Annotated in this window: 11 protein-coding genes and 1 pseudogene; 2 read left to right on the forward strand and 10 right to left on the reverse strand. The window is 64.9% G+C overall.

Translation table 11 applies throughout. From position 1 onward, the window contains the following. Positions 1 to 128: 128 nt before the first annotated feature. The 3 genes from K3555_RS04590 to K3555_RS04600 are packed head-to-tail and all read right to left on the reverse strand — an operon-like array spanning position 129 to position 3,522. A complete protein-coding gene (locus K3555_RS04590; RefSeq protein WP_260007554.1) occupies positions 129 to 1,001 on the reverse strand; it encodes an alpha/beta hydrolase in 873 nt (290 codons plus the stop codon). After that, a complete protein-coding gene (locus K3555_RS04595) occupies positions 1,001 to 2,185 on the reverse strand; it encodes a PLP-dependent transferase (RefSeq protein WP_260007555.1) in 1,185 nt (394 codons plus the stop codon). The genes K3555_RS04590 and K3555_RS04595 overlap by 1 nt, the downstream gene beginning before the upstream one ends. Further along, on the reverse strand, positions 2,182 to 3,522 hold the full coding sequence (locus K3555_RS04600; protein ID WP_260007558.1) for an MATE family efflux transporter: 1,341 nt from the start codon (positions 3,520 to 3,522) through the stop codon (positions 2,182 to 2,184). Before K3555_RS04600 ends, K3555_RS04595 begins: the two co-directional genes overlap by 4 nt. 155 nt (positions 3,523 to 3,677) lie before the next feature. Between K3555_RS04600 and K3555_RS04605 the strand changes: the two genes are divergently transcribed. Both K3555_RS04605 and K3555_RS04610 read left to right on the forward strand, forming a co-directional pair. Beyond that, positions 3,678 to 3,875, forward strand: coding sequence for an MbtH family NRPS accessory protein (locus tag K3555_RS04605; protein WP_260007560.1), 198 nt, complete (start codon positions 3,678 to 3,680; stop codon positions 3,873 to 3,875). Continuing rightward, positions 3,872 to 7,738 (forward strand): amino acid adenylation domain-containing protein, encoded by a 3,867-nt coding sequence (locus K3555_RS04610; RefSeq protein ID WP_260007561.1) that lies wholly within the window; start codon positions 3,872 to 3,874, stop codon positions 7,736 to 7,738. Before K3555_RS04605 ends, K3555_RS04610 begins: the two co-directional genes overlap by 4 nt. 83 nt (positions 7,739 to 7,821) lie before the next feature. On the opposite strand, the gene K3555_RS04615 is transcribed toward K3555_RS04610, so the two are convergent. From K3555_RS04615 to K3555_RS04645, 7 genes and pseudogenes are all read right to left on the reverse strand, one after another. Next, positions 7,822 to 9,852 carry a TonB-dependent siderophore receptor gene (locus tag K3555_RS04615; protein WP_260007562.1) on the reverse strand — a complete coding sequence of 677 codons (2,031 nt, stop codon included), beginning with the start codon at positions 9,850 to 9,852 and terminating at the stop codon, positions 7,822 to 7,824. 386 nt (positions 9,853 to 10,238) lie between these two features. Further along, complete coding sequence (locus K3555_RS04620) at positions 10,239 to 11,291, reverse strand: siderophore-interacting protein (protein WP_260007564.1); 1,053 nt, start codon at positions 11,289 to 11,291, stop codon at positions 10,239 to 10,241. 11 nt (positions 11,292 to 11,302) lie between these two features. Beyond that, positions 11,303 to 12,100 carry an ABC transporter ATP-binding protein gene (locus K3555_RS04625; RefSeq protein ID WP_260007565.1) on the reverse strand — a complete coding sequence of 266 codons (798 nt, stop codon included), beginning with the start codon at positions 12,098 to 12,100 and terminating at the stop codon, positions 11,303 to 11,305. Continuing rightward, positions 12,100 to 13,116, reverse strand: coding sequence for an iron chelate uptake ABC transporter family permease subunit (locus K3555_RS04630; protein WP_260007566.1), 1,017 nt, complete (start codon positions 13,114 to 13,116; stop codon positions 12,100 to 12,102). Before K3555_RS04630 ends, K3555_RS04625 begins: the two co-directional genes overlap by 1 nt. Beyond that, positions 13,113 to 14,150: an iron ABC transporter permease gene (locus K3555_RS04635; RefSeq protein ID WP_260007567.1), complete on the reverse strand. Its 1,038-nt coding sequence runs from the start codon at positions 14,148 to 14,150 to the stop codon at positions 13,113 to 13,115. The genes K3555_RS04630 and K3555_RS04635 overlap by 4 nt, the downstream gene beginning before the upstream one ends. A gap of 1 nt (position 14,151) precedes the next feature. Beyond that, on the reverse strand, positions 14,152 to 15,066 hold the full coding sequence (locus K3555_RS04640) for an ABC transporter substrate-binding protein (RefSeq protein ID WP_260007568.1): 915 nt from the start codon (positions 15,064 to 15,066) through the stop codon (positions 14,152 to 14,154). A 472-nt stretch (positions 15,067 to 15,538) separates the two neighbouring features. After that, a pseudogene (locus K3555_RS04645) lies at positions 15,539 to 15,709 on the reverse strand (integrase core domain-containing protein); the annotation flags it as partial. Positions 15,710 to 16,265 lie beyond the last annotated feature (556 nt).

The following is a 16,265-nucleotide window of genomic DNA, read 5'->3' on the forward strand; positions in this document are numbered from 1 at the left end:
GAGGAAATTTACAAAAAATATCAGGTATTCTGTATTTTTCGGATATGCGCGGAGGAGCCTGTTTTCAAACCGGAAAACCCGGCGCCTGAAGACAGGGCCGGGAGACATTTTCACAGTGAAATCGGGTGTTAACTGAGGGCAAACACCTTTTGAATCGCGCGGTTCACTGCCACAGGCAGCACCGACATATGGTTTTCTCCGGCATAGGTTTCATAGTCAGATTTGACCCCCGGAAGCTGGTTCAGCGCAGCGGCCATGTCCTGTGCTGCGGCGATAGTCCGGGTCTTTTCCTTCTCGGCCAGCCGTTCGGCGGCCTCTGCGGCCTCCGTCTGGAAAGGGGCGAGGCGCGCGCCCTCCCATTCGCCTGCGGAGAGATGCACATAGGGGCTGTGCGGGCCGGGATCGAAACGGATCAGATGCTGCAACAGGAAGCTGTCTTCCCAGGTGATCGCAGGGCTGGCAGCGATCCAGTGGCTGAAGGTGCCCGGCTGGTTGAACAGCAGCCACAGGGCAAACAGCCCTCCAAAGGAATGCCCGAATAATCCGCGGTGCGCAGGGTTGAGCGGCGCACAGGACTCTGCCAGCGGCAGAACCTGTTCCAGCAGGAAGCGGGCCATTTCTTCTCCACCGCCGGTGCGTACCGGTTCGCTGTCCTCGTAGAACGGAGGATAGGTCTGCCCTGGCGGCGGACCGAGGTCCCAGCTGCGCCGGAAAGGGTCATAGGCGCCGTCCGTCGGGTAGCCGATGGCGATCAGCACGCCCCAGCCGACATTGGTGCCTGAGGGGTAACAGGCCTGCGCCCGCATTGCGTCGATTGCGGTGCCGATCACCGCATTGCCGTCTGTCATGAACAGGGCGGGCCAGCCGTCGGCGGGGGGCTCTTCAGGAGGAACCCAGACGAAGATGCGGCGGATGACGCCGCTCACGCTGTCGGCCACGTCGTGCCAGCGGGCGCCTGTCCAGGTCTCGCCGGTGGCGCAGGCAGGGGGCAGCGGTGTCATTAGCGCGCCTCCGCGATGGCTTGCAGGACATCCGCCACCAGGTCATCGGCGTTTTCCAGGCCGGCAGCAAGGCGCACCGAACCGGCGGGGGTGCCGAAGCGCTGGAACACATTGGCCGGGCCGGAAAGGCTCAGGGCGGCCTGAGCGGGGATCACCAGGCTTTCCGGGCCGCCCCAGCTGACGCCGATTTTCACTACTTTTAGCGCATTGGTGAAACGGGGAATGTCGACGCTGCTGTCCAGATCAAAGGCGAACAGCCCGCCATAGCCCGACAGGCAGGCGTTGCCCGGGTTGGCCTCAAAAGCAGGATGGCGGACGCGGGCGACGGCGGGATGGGCAGAAAGGGCCCGCCCCAGCGCCAGCCCGTTCTGCATGTGGCGGGCCATTCGAAGATGCAGGGTGCGCATGCCTCGCAGCACCAGCCAGGCGTCGAAGGGTGAAAGCTTGCCACCAAGGAAATGATAAGCCTCGTGGTCGATACGGGTAAGCAGCGCCTTGGGGCCTGCAATCAGGCCTGCCAGCGTGTCCGAATGGCCTGCGAGATATTTGGAGGCGGCGTGAACCACCAGGTCGATGCCGAATTCCGCCGGGCGCTGGTACAGCGGCGTGGCCCAGCTGTTGTCGATCACCGAGATCACCCCCAGCCGGCGCGCCTCGGCACCGATGGCGCGCAGATCCTGGGTGGTGAAGCTCCAGGAGGCCGGGCTTTCCAGATAAATCAGCGCCGCGCCTGGCAGCGCATCGAGCACCGCCTGGGTATTGGTGCCGTCTACATACTGGGTGGTCACACCGAACTTCTTCAGCAAGCATTCGAACAGGCGGAAAGCGTCGGAATAGAGGTTCTCAACCGCCACAACACGGTCGCCGGATTGCACAAAGGGGATCACCGCGGCAGCAATGGCGGCCATGCCGGAGGCAAAGCCGCGCGCTGCCTCCACGCCCTCCATCCGGGCGATGAGGCTTTCCAGCTCAGCCACCGTGGGGTTGTTGCCGCGGCTGTAGACATAGCGGCTGGACTCGCCTGCAAAGACGGCGGCCAGGTCCTCGTAGCGGTCGAACAGAAAGGAAGAGGTCTGGAACACCGGCACCGAACAGGCGCCATGCGGCATGGGATCATGCGGGGCGATGAGATCGGGTGTGAGCCGGTCGGACGCGGCGGGCAGGGTGGGCGAGTAATCGTTCATGCGGGAAGACCTTTCAGGGGAGTGTGCGGCAGGCGCAGCAGGATCAGGACAGCGGCGAAGCCAGTAAGGAACGCCGCAAGCGACAGTGCTGGGGCAAGCCCGGCGAAGCCCCAAAAACCGGCGGCAGTGAACAGGAGCGGCAGGAACAGCCAGCCCAGCGGTGCGAGGCCCAGGAGAGCGGCATCGCGGGCGCGGGCGGTGGCTTGCAGGCTGACTTGGGCCGCGTGGCGCAAGGCGGTTGCGGGCAGCGACAGAGCGAACGCTGCCAGCGCGGGTTCGGCAAGGGACTGAACCGCAGGATCAAGGGTGAACAGGGCGCTGATTTGCGGCGCGGCCAGCAGACCCGTCAGCAGAAACAGGCTGGCGGCGGCGGTGGCGATGGCTGCGGTGGTGAGCGCCGCGCGGGCAAAGCGGGCGGTATTGTTTGCACCGGCGGCATAAGCCAGCACCGCCTGCGCGCCGAGACAGAAACCCTCGACCGGCAGAGTGGCGAGCACCCAGAGCCTGAGGGCGATGCCCATGGCGGCCTGGCCAGCGGTGCCCTCGTGCTCGCCGGCCAGGCGGTAGAGCAGCAGAAAGGCGAGGCTGGCCCCCAGCACTGAGGCCGCCTCAGGCAGGCCGATGCGCAGAACCGGCCAGAGGCGGGCAAGGGCGCTGCCGGAAAGGCGCGGCCGCAGCCGCAACGGGGTGCGGGAAGTTGTGAAATACCAGCCATAGAGGGCGAGAGTGGCAAGCTGGGCCAGTACGGTGGCCAGCGCAGCACCGCGCACGCCGAGGCCCGCGGTGAAGATCAGCAACGGGTCCAGCGCCATGTTGAGCGTGAAGCAGAAGATCAGGCTGAAAAGGCTGAAACGGGCGTGGCCGCTGCCGATTGCGGTGAAATCGCACAGGATTTGCACCATTCCCAGCCCCGCCGAGAGGGTGAGGATGCTGATGTACTGCAGGGCAGGCTCCCGCACCGCTCCCGTGGCGCCCAGCACATCCAGCAGCGGCAGCCGGGCCAGCCAAAGCGCAGCAGCGGACAGGGCGGCCAGCAGCAGGCAGAGCGCCATAGCGGCGGAGGCGAGGCGGGCGGCCTCCTGCTTGCGGCCGGCGCCCAGGGCACGGCCGGCCGCGGCGGCGGTGCCGATGCCGAGCCCCACGCCAATCGCGGCGGTGAGGCCGGTGAGGGGCAGGGCTAGGCTGACGGCGGCCAGTGCCTCTGGTCCGAGCTGGCCGACAAAGTAGCTGTCCACTCCCTGGTGGGCGGCATTAATCGATAGGCCACCTGCGGTGGGCAGGCCTGCGCGCAGCAGCGTCCGGAGGAGATCCGGGCTGGCAAGGTTCAAGGCGGTCATGGTCTGGGCTTCTATCTGATGAGGGTCTTCCTGACCTTTGACGCAGGCGTGGCGGGGAAATTCATAAGCCAGGTGCAAGTTTTTTGCTGGGCGGGGTGAACCGCGGGCGATGTGCTGCGTCTTTCCGGGGACAAGAGATGAATGGAGACCCGAAAATGACCCAACCTGGACACGATCAATGGATCTGCGTCAGCAACAGTGAAGGCCGCTGGTCCGTCTGGCCTGCAAACCTGCCGGTTCCTGCGGGATGGCAGGCCAAAAGCATGCCTGCGGATCGCAGTGCCTGTCTCGCGGAGATTGAGGCGCGCTGGACCGACCCGCGTCCCGAATCACTGCAGGAGGCGATGGCATGAGCGGCACACTGGCGCTTGAAGATGCGGAGATGGAGCTGACACCGGGTGAAAAACAGGTTTGCGCTCATGATCAAGTGGGGCAGCTGGCGCCCTACGGGGTGCAGGTGCTGCTGCTCAGGGCGGATGCGCGCTGGCAAATCGCTGAGGTCCGGCAGGCCGCGGAAGCCGTCTTGGAAGCGCATCCGGTTTTTTGTGCCCGCCTTCACCGGCAGGCGGGCGGCGAGATGCGCCGCTCTGAACAGGAGAGGAACCGGATTAGACTGGCGGAACGCCCGGCTGAGGAGTTGGAGGCCGCGCTGGCCGGGATGCGTTTTGATCTGGACGGCGGCGCGGGGGCCTTTGCCTGTGTCGCAACGGATGACAGGGACCATCTGTTCGGCGTGGCTTTGCACCCGGCCTTTGGCGATGCAGGGGTGCTGAACGCTGTGGCTCTGGGCTTTGCCCGCGCGTTGACGGGAGAGGCGGATGTTGCTGTTCCAGCGGTTGGGGCTGCAACTGAAACGGGCCGGGATCAGCTGTCTGGCTGGCGGGAGATGCTGGAGGACACGGCCTGTGCGGTTGCCCGTTTGCCGCACCGGCACGGCGGCAGCGAAGACGTCGCACGGGGCCGTGCAGAACATGTGCTGCAGCCGGCGCTGGCGGAAACCCTGCACAGTGAAAGCACCGGAGCGGAAGCACGTTTCGCTGCCGCGCTTGGCATTGTGCTGTCGCGCAGCAGCGGGCAGGGGGATCTGCGCTTTGCAACCGGTTCCGTACAGGCGCAGGCGGTGCGGCGCAGTGAAGACATCCTGCCGCTGCGGCTGCGAATTGATCCGGGCAGCAGCGCAGGAGCTGTGCTGGAACAGGTGCAAACGGAATTGGAGCGGGGCAGGGCGCGCGCAGTGCCTTCGGAATTCCTGGTGCAGGACATGCTGCGCCGCGAGGGTGCGGACCGGCATCCTTTGGGAGCCGTCACCCTGCATGTGCGCAGGGATGTGCCGCTGCCGGATGGGCTGGCGTTTTGCACTTTGCCGGACCCTGCGGCGCAGGGGGAGTTGATGCTGCTGGTGCGTCTGAGCGGTGATGGCAGGGTGATCCTACGGGCCAGCTATGCGCGGGACTTGTTCGAGCCTGCCTTGATCGGGCGCTTTCTGGCGCATCTGGAGCGGGTCCTGAATGCCGGGCTGGCGGATCCGGAGCAAGCGGCAGGGCGGATTGCCTTGCTGAGCGGCGAGGAACTGAACACGCTGTCGGCGCCCTATGAGGACAGCGCGGTCAACGATCCCCGCATGGTGCATGAGATCATCGCCGGCCACGCTTGCCTGACGCCGGACAAAACGGCGCTGATCTGCGGTGGCGAGGCCTGGAGCCACGGCACCCTGAACCGCCGGGCCAACCGGCTGGCGCACCGGTTGCGGGCGCTGGGGGTTGGCGCCGAAGTGCCGGTGGCCGTCATGGTCGAACGCGGCAACGAGGCGGTGATGGCGATCCTGGCGGCGCTGAAGGCAGGCGGCGCCTATATCCCGCTGGAGCCGGACCATCCGGAAAGCCGCAATCACCACATACTGACCGACGCAGGCGTGCAGGCGGTGATCACCCGCCGCTGCCACCTGGACAAGCTGCCCGAGGGGCTCAAGGCCCGGATCCTGTGCCTGGACGAAGATCCCGGGGCAGGTCAGCCGGAGGTGGACCCGGATGTCGCCATCCATCGGGACCAGATGGCCTATATCATGTATACTTCCGGCTCCACCGGTAAGCCGAAAGGCGTTGCGGTGGAACATGGACCGCTCAGCGATCATCTGCAGGATACGGCGCGTGTTTATGAGATGAGCAGCGAAAGCCGCGAGCTGCCGTTCCTGCCGTTCTCCTCGGATGGCGGGCATGAGCGCTGGATGAATCCTCTGATGATGGGCGGTTCGGCGGTGATCCCGGACGGCGTGCTGTGGACGCCGGAGCAGAGCTTTGCCGCGATGCGCAAATACGGCTGCAACAATGCCTCGATCCCGACGACCTACCTGCAGCAGCTGGCGGAATGGGCGGAAGAAACCGGCGAGGCGCCGGATATGCGGCTCTATTCATTCGGCGGCGAAGGGCTGGCGCAAGCAACCTTTGACCTGCTGTCGCGGGAGCTGCGGGCGCCCCTGCTGATCAACGGCTACGGGCCGACCGAAACCATCATGACGCCGATGGTCTGGAAGGTGCGGGCCGGCACCCGTTTCGAAGGCGCCTATGCGCCCTTGGGCCGGGCAGTGGGCAACCGCCGCGCCTATGTGCTGGATGCGCAGCTGATGCCGTGCCCCGTCGGGGTGGTGGGAGAGATCCACCTGGGTGGCGAGGGAGTTGCGCGCGGCTATGTGAACCGGCCCGGCACCACCGCGGACCGGTTCATTCCCGACCCTTTTGCACCGGAATTGGATGGGCGTTCAGGTGCGCGGATGTACCGGTCCGGCGATCTGGGGCGGTGGCGCGAGGATGGCACCATCGAGTTCCTCGGTAGGGTGGATCATCAGGTGAAGCTCAATGGCTACCGGATCGAGCCGGGCGAGATCGAAGCGGCGCTTTTGCAGCAGCCGGGGGTCTCCGAAGCGCTGGTTCTCCTGCGCGAGGATGGTGGCGAAAAGCGGCTGGTCGGCTATGCCGTGGCGCCGCGGGACGTGCAGGAGGAGCAACTGATGCGGGCGCTGGAGGCGCAGCTGCCCCGGCATATGGTGCCCTCAGCCATTGTTGTGCTGGAGCGGATGCCGACCAATCCCAATGCCAAGGTTGACCGGGCGGCACTGCCGCTGCCGGGGGTGCGGCGGCGTGCCGGCGAAGGTGCCGCCCCAGCCGGGGAGGCCGAAGCCGCGGTGCTGGCGGTTTGGCGGGAAGAGATCGGCAATCCGGAAATGGGCGTGACCGATGACTTCTTTGACATGGGCGGCAGGTCGCTGACCGCGTTGAAGGTGCTGGCCCGCATGCGCAAAGCCTGGCCGGGCATTGCGCTGACCATTGCGGACTTGTTTGATGCGCCGACGGTCCGGGCCCTGACACGGCGGCTTGAGGCAGGGGATGCCACGGGGCGGCAGGCGATTGCGCTGCGCAGTACCGGCTCAAGGCCGATGCTGTATTGTTTCCCCGGGCTGCTGGTGTCGACCCGCGAATACCTGCGGCTGACGGCATTTCTGGGAGAGGATCAGCCAGTGACCGGCTTCCTGTGCCATTCGCTCAATGAAGAGAAGCATTTGAACGTGTCAGTGCAGGATGTGGTGGCGCCTTATGTCGAACATATCCGCCGGGAAAGCGCCGGGCGGCCCTGCGCATTTCTGGGTTGGAGCTGGGGCGGTCTTCTGGCCTGGGAGGCGGCGCGACAGCTGCAGGGAGAGGTGGATCTGCGGATGATCGGCATGGTGGATGTCTGCGATCTGGGCCGCGATTTTGCTCCTGGCGCGGTGCCGCGCTTTGCTCTTGGCGAGCGGGAGACGCTGGAAGCGGAGCTGCAGGCGTGGCTGGGCAAGACCAGGATGCGGTCACAGTGGGACGCGCTGATCGGGGCGATGGATGCGCTCTGCTATGACCAGTTCCTGCGTTTCATCGGCAACGAGGCAGAGCCGCTGCCCTTTGACGGCCCCGAGGTTTCCAGCCGCGAGCATACGTTCTGGGTGTTGATCGACAACGCGCTGGTGTTTCGCCAGTACCAGTTGGCGCAGTTGAATGTGCCGGTGGCCTCCTTCAGTGCAGGGGACACGCTGAGCCGGGGTCTGAATCTGGTGGACTGGCGGCAGGTATCCCCGCGCGCCGAACCGGCGGAAGTGGTGCCTGGCACCAACCATCTGCACATCATTGGCGATCAACTGTTCCATGGCCGTTTCAAGGCGGCGCTGGAGCGGGCTTTTGCAGGCGCGTAATGGCAGCAGCCGGGGCTGAAAAAGCCCCGGCTGCCGACCGGACAAAGGCGGCACGGGTTATCCCCGTGCCGCTGTTTTTTTGATCAGAACGATTTGCCGATAGTGAACGACACGGTGCGGCCTTCTCCGCGAGAGCAGCCGTAGCCGTCGTAACAGATGCTGTCGTAACCCTTGTCAAACAGGTTGGAGACCCGCAGGTTCACCTCCATTTCCTGCCATTCATAGCGCAGGGCCAGATCGGCAAGCGTGTAGGAGGGCGTCACCCGTGCGTTGCTTTGGGTGGCAAAGGCATCGTCATTGTAGCGGATGCCGCCGCCGATGCTGAGACCCGGCAGCAGGGCCGCGGCATCATAGTCCAGCCATAGCGACAGCTGATGCGGCGGCGCCATGGCGTTGTCGTTTCCGGTGAGGCCTGCAACCAGAGATTTGGTGATCTCGGTGTCCAGGTAAGTATAGCCGAACACACCTTGCAGATTGTCCGTGATCCGGCCCCGGGCCTCCAGCTCAAGCCCGCGGGAGCGGATTTCGCCTTCCTGAGTAAAGCTGCTCCAGGTCGGGTCGTTGCGGTCGTAGTCCTTCACGTTGGTCTTGCGCAGGTCAAAGACGGCGGCGCTGAGCATATAGCTGCCGTGTTCCGGCAGATAGCGCAAACCGGCTTCCCACTGTTTGCTTTCGGAGGGGTCCAGAGGCGCGCCGGCGATGGTCTTGCCGAAGTTCTGGACGAAGCCTTCGGTATAGCTGACGTAGGGGGTCATGCCGTTGGCCATCTCGTAGGTCAGGCCCAGCATGCCGGTGGTTGCTGCGTTCTTCTGCGATTGGGCGGTGGAATTCAGCAGATCGTCGATTTCATTTTCGAACCAGCTGCGGCGCAGGCCCGCGGTGACGGCCAGACCGTTGCTGAACTTATGGTGGTTCTGCAGGTAGATCCCTTTTTCAGTATATTCTTCCCGGTTATATGCCGACAGCGGCGGGTAGGCGACGTTGAAATCGAATACCGGATTGGCGAAGCTGACGGAATAAGCGCCATAGGCCAGGTGCTGGCGGTATTCGGTTTTGCGGCGCTGGTAGTCGGCGCCGACGATCAGGCTGTTACCGCCGCGTTTCCATTCCAGGTAGTTGTCGAAGCCCAGGTTATAGGCCTCTTCGGTGTTGGCCTGTGCGGTATAGCCCATGTTGCCGGTCGCAAAGTCGGTCGAGGCGAGGTACAGGTGCTGGTAGTCGATCTTGTCGCGGGCATAGCGGGTCTTCTGATTGAAGGTGAAGCCGTCGCCGAAGCGGTGCGAGAACTCCCAGCCGATGGAGCCGCTTTCGCTCTCATAGGAATTGAAGCCCGACTGCCGCGTATAGAAGTTCTCGGGCAGGCTGCCGAGGGCCGCGTCATATTCCACGCCCGCTTGCGGCACCCATTGCAGCGGGGTCCGCTCGTCCTGCTGCAGGTGCATCAGCACCGTCAGGCTGGTGTCGTCACTGGGCGCCCAGGTCAGGCTACCCGCAACCAGATTCCGGTCGTTGTGGGAATTGTCCAGTTCGGTCTCGCCGTCGCGCAGCAGCACCGTCAGCCGTCCGGCCAGCGTTCCTTCGGCATTCAGTACCCGGGATACGTCCAGGCCGGCCTCGGCGGTGCCAAAGCTGCCGTAACCGGCATAGGCAGAGCCTTCGTTTTCAAATGTGGGACGTTTGGTGACCAGATTGACCAGGCCGCCTGCGTCGTTGGAGCCATAAAGAACACCCGCCGGGCCGCGCAGCACCTCGACCCGGTCCAGCATGTAGGGGTCGATCTTGAAACTGGCGAAATTGTGCGCCTTGTTCGGCAGCCCGTCGCGGTAAAGCGCACTGGTGCCCATGTCGAAGCCGCGGATCGAGAACTGGTCGAACCGGTCATCAGTGCCCCAGGTGGAGGGGTTGATGCCGGGGGTGAACCTGATTGCGTCCTCGACCTGGGCGGGCTGGCGCCGCTCCAGCTCGGTAGAGGTCACGACGGAGATCGACTGCGGCACCTCGGCCAGCGGCACGCCGGATTTGACGCCGGTCTCGGAGGCGGGCGCGAGATAGCTGTCGACGGCGCCGGCATATTGCAGCTTGTCACGCACGATGATCGGCGCGAGCTCCAGCACGTCCTCTTCCTGTGCTGAAGCGGGTTGGGCGGCGAACGCAGAGGCGCTAAGCGCGGTGCCGCAAAGCAGCGCTCGCAAAGCGGGCCGGCCGGTAGCGGCCGGGGAGGGTAGGGTTGTCATCACTGTAGTCCCAGGTTTTTCGGCCAGGCTGCGCTGCAGCAGGAAACCGGCCCTATTGGTTGGCAAATTGCAAATATCGCCTGGGACATTCCTGGGTGGCGGCACCATACATTTAACGGGTGAAGAGTCAACGGTGGCGCGGCCGTAACTCTTGATTTGGAGCGGTTTTTTCCGGCTTTTCATGTCCCGTTAGGTCCGTAGGCAGAGAGATGGAACGCCCTGCAGACCGGAACCTCGCCGCGGCGTTGCGGCGGCAAGCCGATGGGTTACGGCAGGCTCCAATAGGCTGCGATATAGCTTTGGCCAGGCGGCACGCCGGCTGCCCGGGCGGCGGCGCGCAAGGGTTGGGCCTCGGATTTTTCGCCGGCGAACCAGAGGAAGGCGCCGGGGTGCTGCGGGAAGTCCGCCCGGGCGCATAGGCCGAGGCTGTCTCCGACCCGCCGGTCCAGCCAGCGCAAGGAAATGCCGGGCGGGGCGGTGACCGGATACCCGCAGGCGGCGCCGCCATCGGCAAGCAGCGTGGCGCTGCCGCAAGTGCCGGGCGGCAGGGTTTCGAGAATGCGGGCTGCTGCGGGAAGGGCGGTCTCATCAGCGTAAAGCAGGATTTCTTCCGTATTCGGAATGCCGCCGCCGCCGGGGCCTGCGATGGCCAGCTGATCACCCGCGGCAGCGTTTTGCGCCCAGGCAGAGGCCCGGCCGCCGGCATGCAGGAACAGGTCGAATTCCAGCAGACCGCTTTGGGCGCAGACATTGCGGGCGGTATAGACCGGCCGGTGCAGCGTCTTGGCGCCTTTGGGCCAAACTGTCCGGCCGCCGGCATCGAGCTTCGGGTACTCCGGATCGGTGCAGCCTGCGGGCGGCAGCAGCAGGCGGAAGTGGATGGCATCATCGCCAAAGCCGGACAGATCCTGCGCCTGCAAGCGGATGCGCAGAAAGCTGCGGCCCAACGGAATGACGGAGAGCAAGGTGGTGAATTGCACATCCGGAGGCCGTGTGCTCACGACGCCATTATCCGGCCAGCGGAGTGAAGCCGCCGCTCCAGGCTGCAGGTGTTCGAGGTGCTCGGCAAAGCCCTCTTTCAGCATGTGGAGCCGGTCCGGCAGCGCAGCTGATACCCGGATCGCGGTGCCTGTTCCCTCCGCGGTAAAGCGGTAGCGGCCAAAAGCGGGGACTTCGATCGTGAGGCTGGCTTCAGTCTCGTGGACGACCGGCAATTCATGCTCTTGCGCCATGGCACGCAGTGCCGGCCGGGCGGCGGCAAAGGGCAAGGCGGGCAGATCAGCCTCGGCCTGCAGGGGGAAGCTGGGAAGGCTGTTCATCGGTGCGGGCCTCATTCCGGGATCACGTGGGGGGTGCCATGCAGCGGGTCTGGGATGATCCGGCATGGGAGACCGAACACCTCCTGCATGACGGTCTCGGTGACCACTTTGGCGGGAGTGCCCTGGCAATGAACGCGGCCGGACTTGAGAGTGATCATATGGGTGGCAAAGCGGGCCGCGAGGTTGATGTCATGCAGCACCATGGCGATGGTGCGCCCGGTCTCGCGGTTGAGTGCCTGCACCAGTTTCAAAAGCTCGATCTGATGCGGCAGATCAAGGTAGGTGGTGGGTTCGTCCAGCAGCAGAATACCGGTGTCCTGCGCCAGCGCCATGGCAATCCAGGCGCGCTGGCGCTGGCCGCCGGAAAGCGCCTCAAGCGGCCGTGTGGCAAGGGGGGCCATGCCGGTGCGTTCCAGCGCCTGATCAATGGCGGCGGCATCCTGGCGGGACCATTGCCGCAAAGGGGACTGATGCGGAGTGCGGCCGCGGGCGGCAAGGTCGCGGACGGTCATCCCTTCGGGGGCTGCGGGGGATTGCGGCAGGATCGCCAGCCTTTGTGCGACAGAGCGGCTGGGCTGACGGTGGATTGCCTTGCCGTCCAGCATGACCTGGCCCGCGGCGGCGGGCTGCAGCCGTGCCAGGGCGCGCAGCAGGGTGGATTTGCCGCAGGCGTTGGGGCCGGCGATGACCGTAATGCTGCCATCGGGGATTTCTGCGTTCAGGTCAGTGAGCACATGGGTCCCGGCATAGGCAGCTGACAGGTTCTCTGCACGCAGGCGGGCGTTTGGGGCGTTGGAGGCATTGAGCATCAGAACGGTCCTTTGCGGAAGTGGCGCAGCAGCATCCAGATCAGCAACGGCGCGCCGGCAAGGGCGGTGAAAACGCCGGCGGGCAGCTGGATCCCGGGCAGAGCACGGGAAACGGTATCAGCAAGCAGGGTGATCAACGCGCCCGCAAGGGCCGCGCCTGGCAGGGCTGGGTGCCCGCCGGGTCTAAGCGCGCGGGCGAGGGGGCCCGCGGCAAAGGCCACAAAGGGCAGCGGCCCGGCGGTGCTGACCGCCAGTGCCGCCAGCAGGGTGCCGGTCACGGTGAGCGCCAGCCGCAGCGCAGGCAGGTTCAGGCCCAATCCGGCGGCGGTCTCCTCGCCCAGAGGCAGCCGGGCAAGCGGGAACTGCAGCCAGAGCACCAGAGGCGCCAGCAGGGCCAGCCCGGCCCAGACCCGGGCCGCGTCGTCCCAGTTGCGCGCGTTCAGCGAGCCGGTGAGCCAATGCGCCATGCTGACGGCGCTTTGGATGTCAAGGCGGCTGAGCAGCAGGTCGGCGGTGGCACTGAGCGCGAGACCGGCACCGATACCGGTGAGGATCAGCCGGGCCGGGGACAAACCGCCCTTCCACGCCAGCAGGGTGACGGCGGCGGCGGTCAGCAGCGCTCCGGCAATTGCGCCTGGCAGCACCAGGCCACCGGTGATGATCAGCGCCGCCAGGGCACCGCAGCTGGCACCGGCGTTGAAGCCGATCACATCGGGTGAGGCGAGCGGGTTGCGCAGCATCGCTTGGAAGATAGCCCCGGAGAGGCCAAAGGCGGCTCCGGCGCCGAGAGCGGACAAGATGCGCGGCAGACGGAGATCAAGCAGAACCAGTTGTTCCATAGCGCTGCCCTGACCTGCCAGCACCTGTAAGCTGCGGGTGAGACCAAGAGGGTAGCTGCCAAGCTGTGCTGCAAATGCAGCCAATGCCAGCAGCATGGCCAGCAGCAGAGCGCTTGCCAGAACGGTCTGGCGCGGGATCTGCAGCGAGAGGGAGGCGATACGAAAGGTCCAGTTCACAGGCTTCGGGCTCCGTTCCGGCGTACCATCCAGATCAATGCGGGACCGCCCAACAGCGCGGTCATCACCCCGGCCTGCAGGCTGCCGCCAAAGAGCGGCAGACGACCGGCCAGATCGGCGCCAAGCAGAAGAATGGCACCAAAGGGGGCAGACAGGGCAAGGCTCCAGCGCAGGCCTGGCCCAGCGGCCCAGCGGGCCAGATGCGGCACGATAAGACCCGCAAAAGCAATCGGGCCGGCCAGGGCGACGGCACTGCCGCTTAGCAACACGATTGCGGCGCTGGCCAGCAGCCGCGCCGCGCCGGTGCGTACGCCCAGGCCACGGGCGCTGTCTTCGCCCAACAGCAGGGCGTCGAGGCCTGACGCCGCCGCCAACGCCGCCAGCGCGCCCAAAACGAAAAAGGGAGCGAGCGCTGCGATTGTCTCTAATTGGATCCCGTCAAAGCCGCCGAGTACCCAGAAACGGTAAACGTCCAGCGCCTGCTGGCTGGCCAGCAGCAGCGCCCGGGTAAGAGCAAGGAACAAAGCGCTGATGGCGGCGCCGGCCAGCAGCAGCCTTAGCGGGCTGGCCAGAGAACCGCCGCTGAGCACGGCCACCAACAGGGCCGCCGCCAGCGCGCCGCCAAGGGCGGCCCAAACAAAACCCGCGGGATCGGTGATGCCCAGCAGCAGGATGCAGCCGGTCACCGCCAGCGCGGCGCCGCCGTTGATGCCGAGAAGGCCCGGGTCGGCCAGAGGGTTGCGGGTCAGCCCCTGGATCAGCGTTCCGGAAATCCCCAGCGCGGCACCTGTCAGGCCAGCGCCGAGCAGCCGCGGCAGCCGCATCTGCCGGATGACGATCTGTTCGGCGCTGGCCGGGTCATAAACGCTCATAGCCTGCCAGACCTCGGCCCAGCTGACGGGGCGCAGGCCTAGCCGCAAAGATACTGCGGCAAGCAGTATCAATGCCGCAAGCGATCCAGTCAGCCAAAGCGCACGGCTGGAAAGGGCGGCGCGGCGGCGAGGAGCTGCCAGGGCAAGTGCGGTGTCAGGCATCTTAATATCCCCCGGGCAGCAGTCCGGCCTCAGCCATTCCAGGAACCGGTGTTGCGGGGGTCCCGTCCGATGCTGCCTCCAGCAGCGGTACCAGGCGGTCGAGCGCGTAATCCAGGCTGAGCGGGCTGGAGTGGGACAGAGCAGCGGCCAGTAGCGGATCCGCGTGGATTTCCCTGCCCTCCCTATAGGCGCGCAGGGTCGGGCGCAGCGGCATCCGGGCAATCTCTGATGCAGAACCGCCGTAGTCGAGCCAGATCAGCACATCCGCGTCGATAGGTGCGGGGGCCTCGGCCGGGATCAGCGCGTGAAAACTATTGACGCCTGCGGCCGTGTTGATTTCAGCGGGCACTTGAAAGCCGAGATCTTCCAGGAAGCGGCCGCGGATATCGCGGCTGGTGAATGCTCCGGTCTGCCCGGCCCAGACCATGGCAGCGCTGGCGCCTTGCCAATCGGGATGGCTTGCACGCAGTTCTTCGAAACGCTTGCCGATGCGTGCGATTACCGCCTCCGCCCGGTCCGTTGTGCCAGTGGCAGCGCCGAGCCGCCGCAGCATCAGTTGCCAGGGGGTACCGTAATCACCAAACCCGGCCGGCTGTGCAAGGGTGGGGGCAATGCGTGACAAAAGGGCGTATTCCCGTTCTGTGATGCCAGACCACTGGGCGGCGATCAGATCGGGTTCAAGCGCGGCAACCGCCTCGATATCTATGCCGCCCCGTAAGACCGCCGGACGGCGCTCTCCCATGACCTCCAGGGCCCAGGGCCAGACGCCGGAAGGATCGTTGCCATACCAATTCCGCAAGGCGGCTGGGGTTTCACCAAGCGACAGCAGGAAGTCATGGCCGATAAAGCTGATCGAAACGATGCGGCGGGGTTTTGCCGGGACGTTTGCGTCCCCAAAACGGGTTTCAAGCCTCACCGGGAAGCTTTGTGCCGCAGCAGCAACTGCTAACAAGGAAACCATAAGGCAGGCAAAGGCAAGACGCATAGCCGGTTTTAAGTCCAAAGGCGGGCACCGCCCGTTGTTAAAGTTTCGTTCAGCTGTCTTCAGCAGCAGAAATTTTAACGTTTGACTGGACTCTGCACCTTCGTTCAGGTGGCTGTAATCTTGCTAATACGCTTTTGATGTGTGGTGTTGACCCGATATACACTCTCAATTCCCCGGTCAAGGAACTTGCGGCTCCAGCTCTTGCCAGCGGCACGAAGCGAATGCCATTCTGCTTGTTCAGGCAAGACCGGTTGATGCTGTGATTGCGGCCGCTACTGAACAGAGGTGGCCGCGCTTTTTTGACCAGTTTGCAGCTCGTTTAAGGTGGATCAGGGTTTCGCATCAGGCTGCCATTCTCATGGTTTCTATTTTGTTTTCACAGGCCTCATCCGGGGGGCAAGATGCCATGGGTCGAATGCCGGCGTTCGGCGTTGTAACAGGCCATCCGTGTACTGATCCCCGCACGGGCTTCAGAGCCGGTTTCAAAAGCGTTTAGGCAGACACATTCGCCCTTCAGGGACCGCCGCAACCGCTCAACCGTCCGGTTGCCGATCCAACAGCCCCGGCCATCCATTCACTGTCCGGCAGCGCATGTTTACATGCGCGACAGGGCAGATACGGACATCGGCGTCTTAGCAACTGGTCTGAATTCCCGCGACCACCTTTCCGCTCCGCCGCCCGGCTGGCCATGTGGATGCAGAGCTTGCGGTCGAAATCCGTGTCCAAACCCGCATTCGGGGGAACATCGCGCTCTATTGTTCCGCCTGCGGCCGCTACACGGACCAGCCCGGCGGGAGCAGGTCGTGGTTGAGGGGACTTCACGTTCATTGCAGCCCCTTTGAAGGGACACCCCAGTGGTCTCCAACAGCGACAATAAGCAGTTCTCGGAGGTGAAACATTTTCCGGTCAACCAAAGTCACCCGTTATCCTTCACTACGGCACAGTTTCCGGACAACCCGTATGTCCAGTGCCAATCGGCCTGCGATGCCACCTGCGCGTGCAATCGCTGTTAGCCTGAAGAGGACTGCCAAAAGCGGCACCTGAAGCACCACGATACCGGGGGCGGTTTTCCAGTCCCACAGATGGGGGACTACCGGGAAGCTGCCGCGGCGGGGATCATGCGGGTACTT

Source organism: Leisingera sp. M527 (assembly GCF_025141525.1).
Lineage (GTDB): Bacteria > Pseudomonadota > Alphaproteobacteria > Rhodobacterales > Rhodobacteraceae > Leisingera.

Bases quoted from the DNA above. Each gene is read 5' to 3' on its own strand.
- K3555_RS04590 (WP_260007554.1), bottom strand. From the start codon at position 1,001: ATGACACCGCTGCCCCCTGCCTGCGCCACCGGCGAGACCTGGACAGGC.
- K3555_RS04595 (WP_260007555.1), bottom strand. From the start codon at position 2,185: ATGAACGATTACTCGCCCACCCTGCCCGCCGCGTCCGACCGGCTCACA.
- K3555_RS04600 (WP_260007558.1), bottom strand. From the start codon at position 3,522: ATGACCGCCTTGAACCTTGCCAGCCCGGATCTCCTCCGGACGCTGCTG.
- K3555_RS04605 (WP_260007560.1), top strand. From the start codon at position 3,678: ATGACCCAACCTGGACACGATCAATGGATCTGCGTCAGCAACAGTGAA.
- K3555_RS04610 (WP_260007561.1), top strand. From the start codon at position 3,872: ATGAGCGGCACACTGGCGCTTGAAGATGCGGAGATGGAGCTGACACCG.
- K3555_RS04620 (WP_260007564.1), bottom strand. From the start codon at position 11,291: ATGAACAGCCTTCCCAGCTTCCCCCTGCAGGCCGAGGCTGATCTGCCC.
- K3555_RS04625 (WP_260007565.1), bottom strand. From the start codon at position 12,100: ATGCTCAATGCCTCCAACGCCCCAAACGCCCGCCTGCGTGCAGAGAAC.
- K3555_RS04635 (WP_260007567.1), bottom strand. From the start codon at position 14,150: ATGCCTGACACCGCACTTGCCCTGGCAGCTCCTCGCCGCCGCGCCGCC.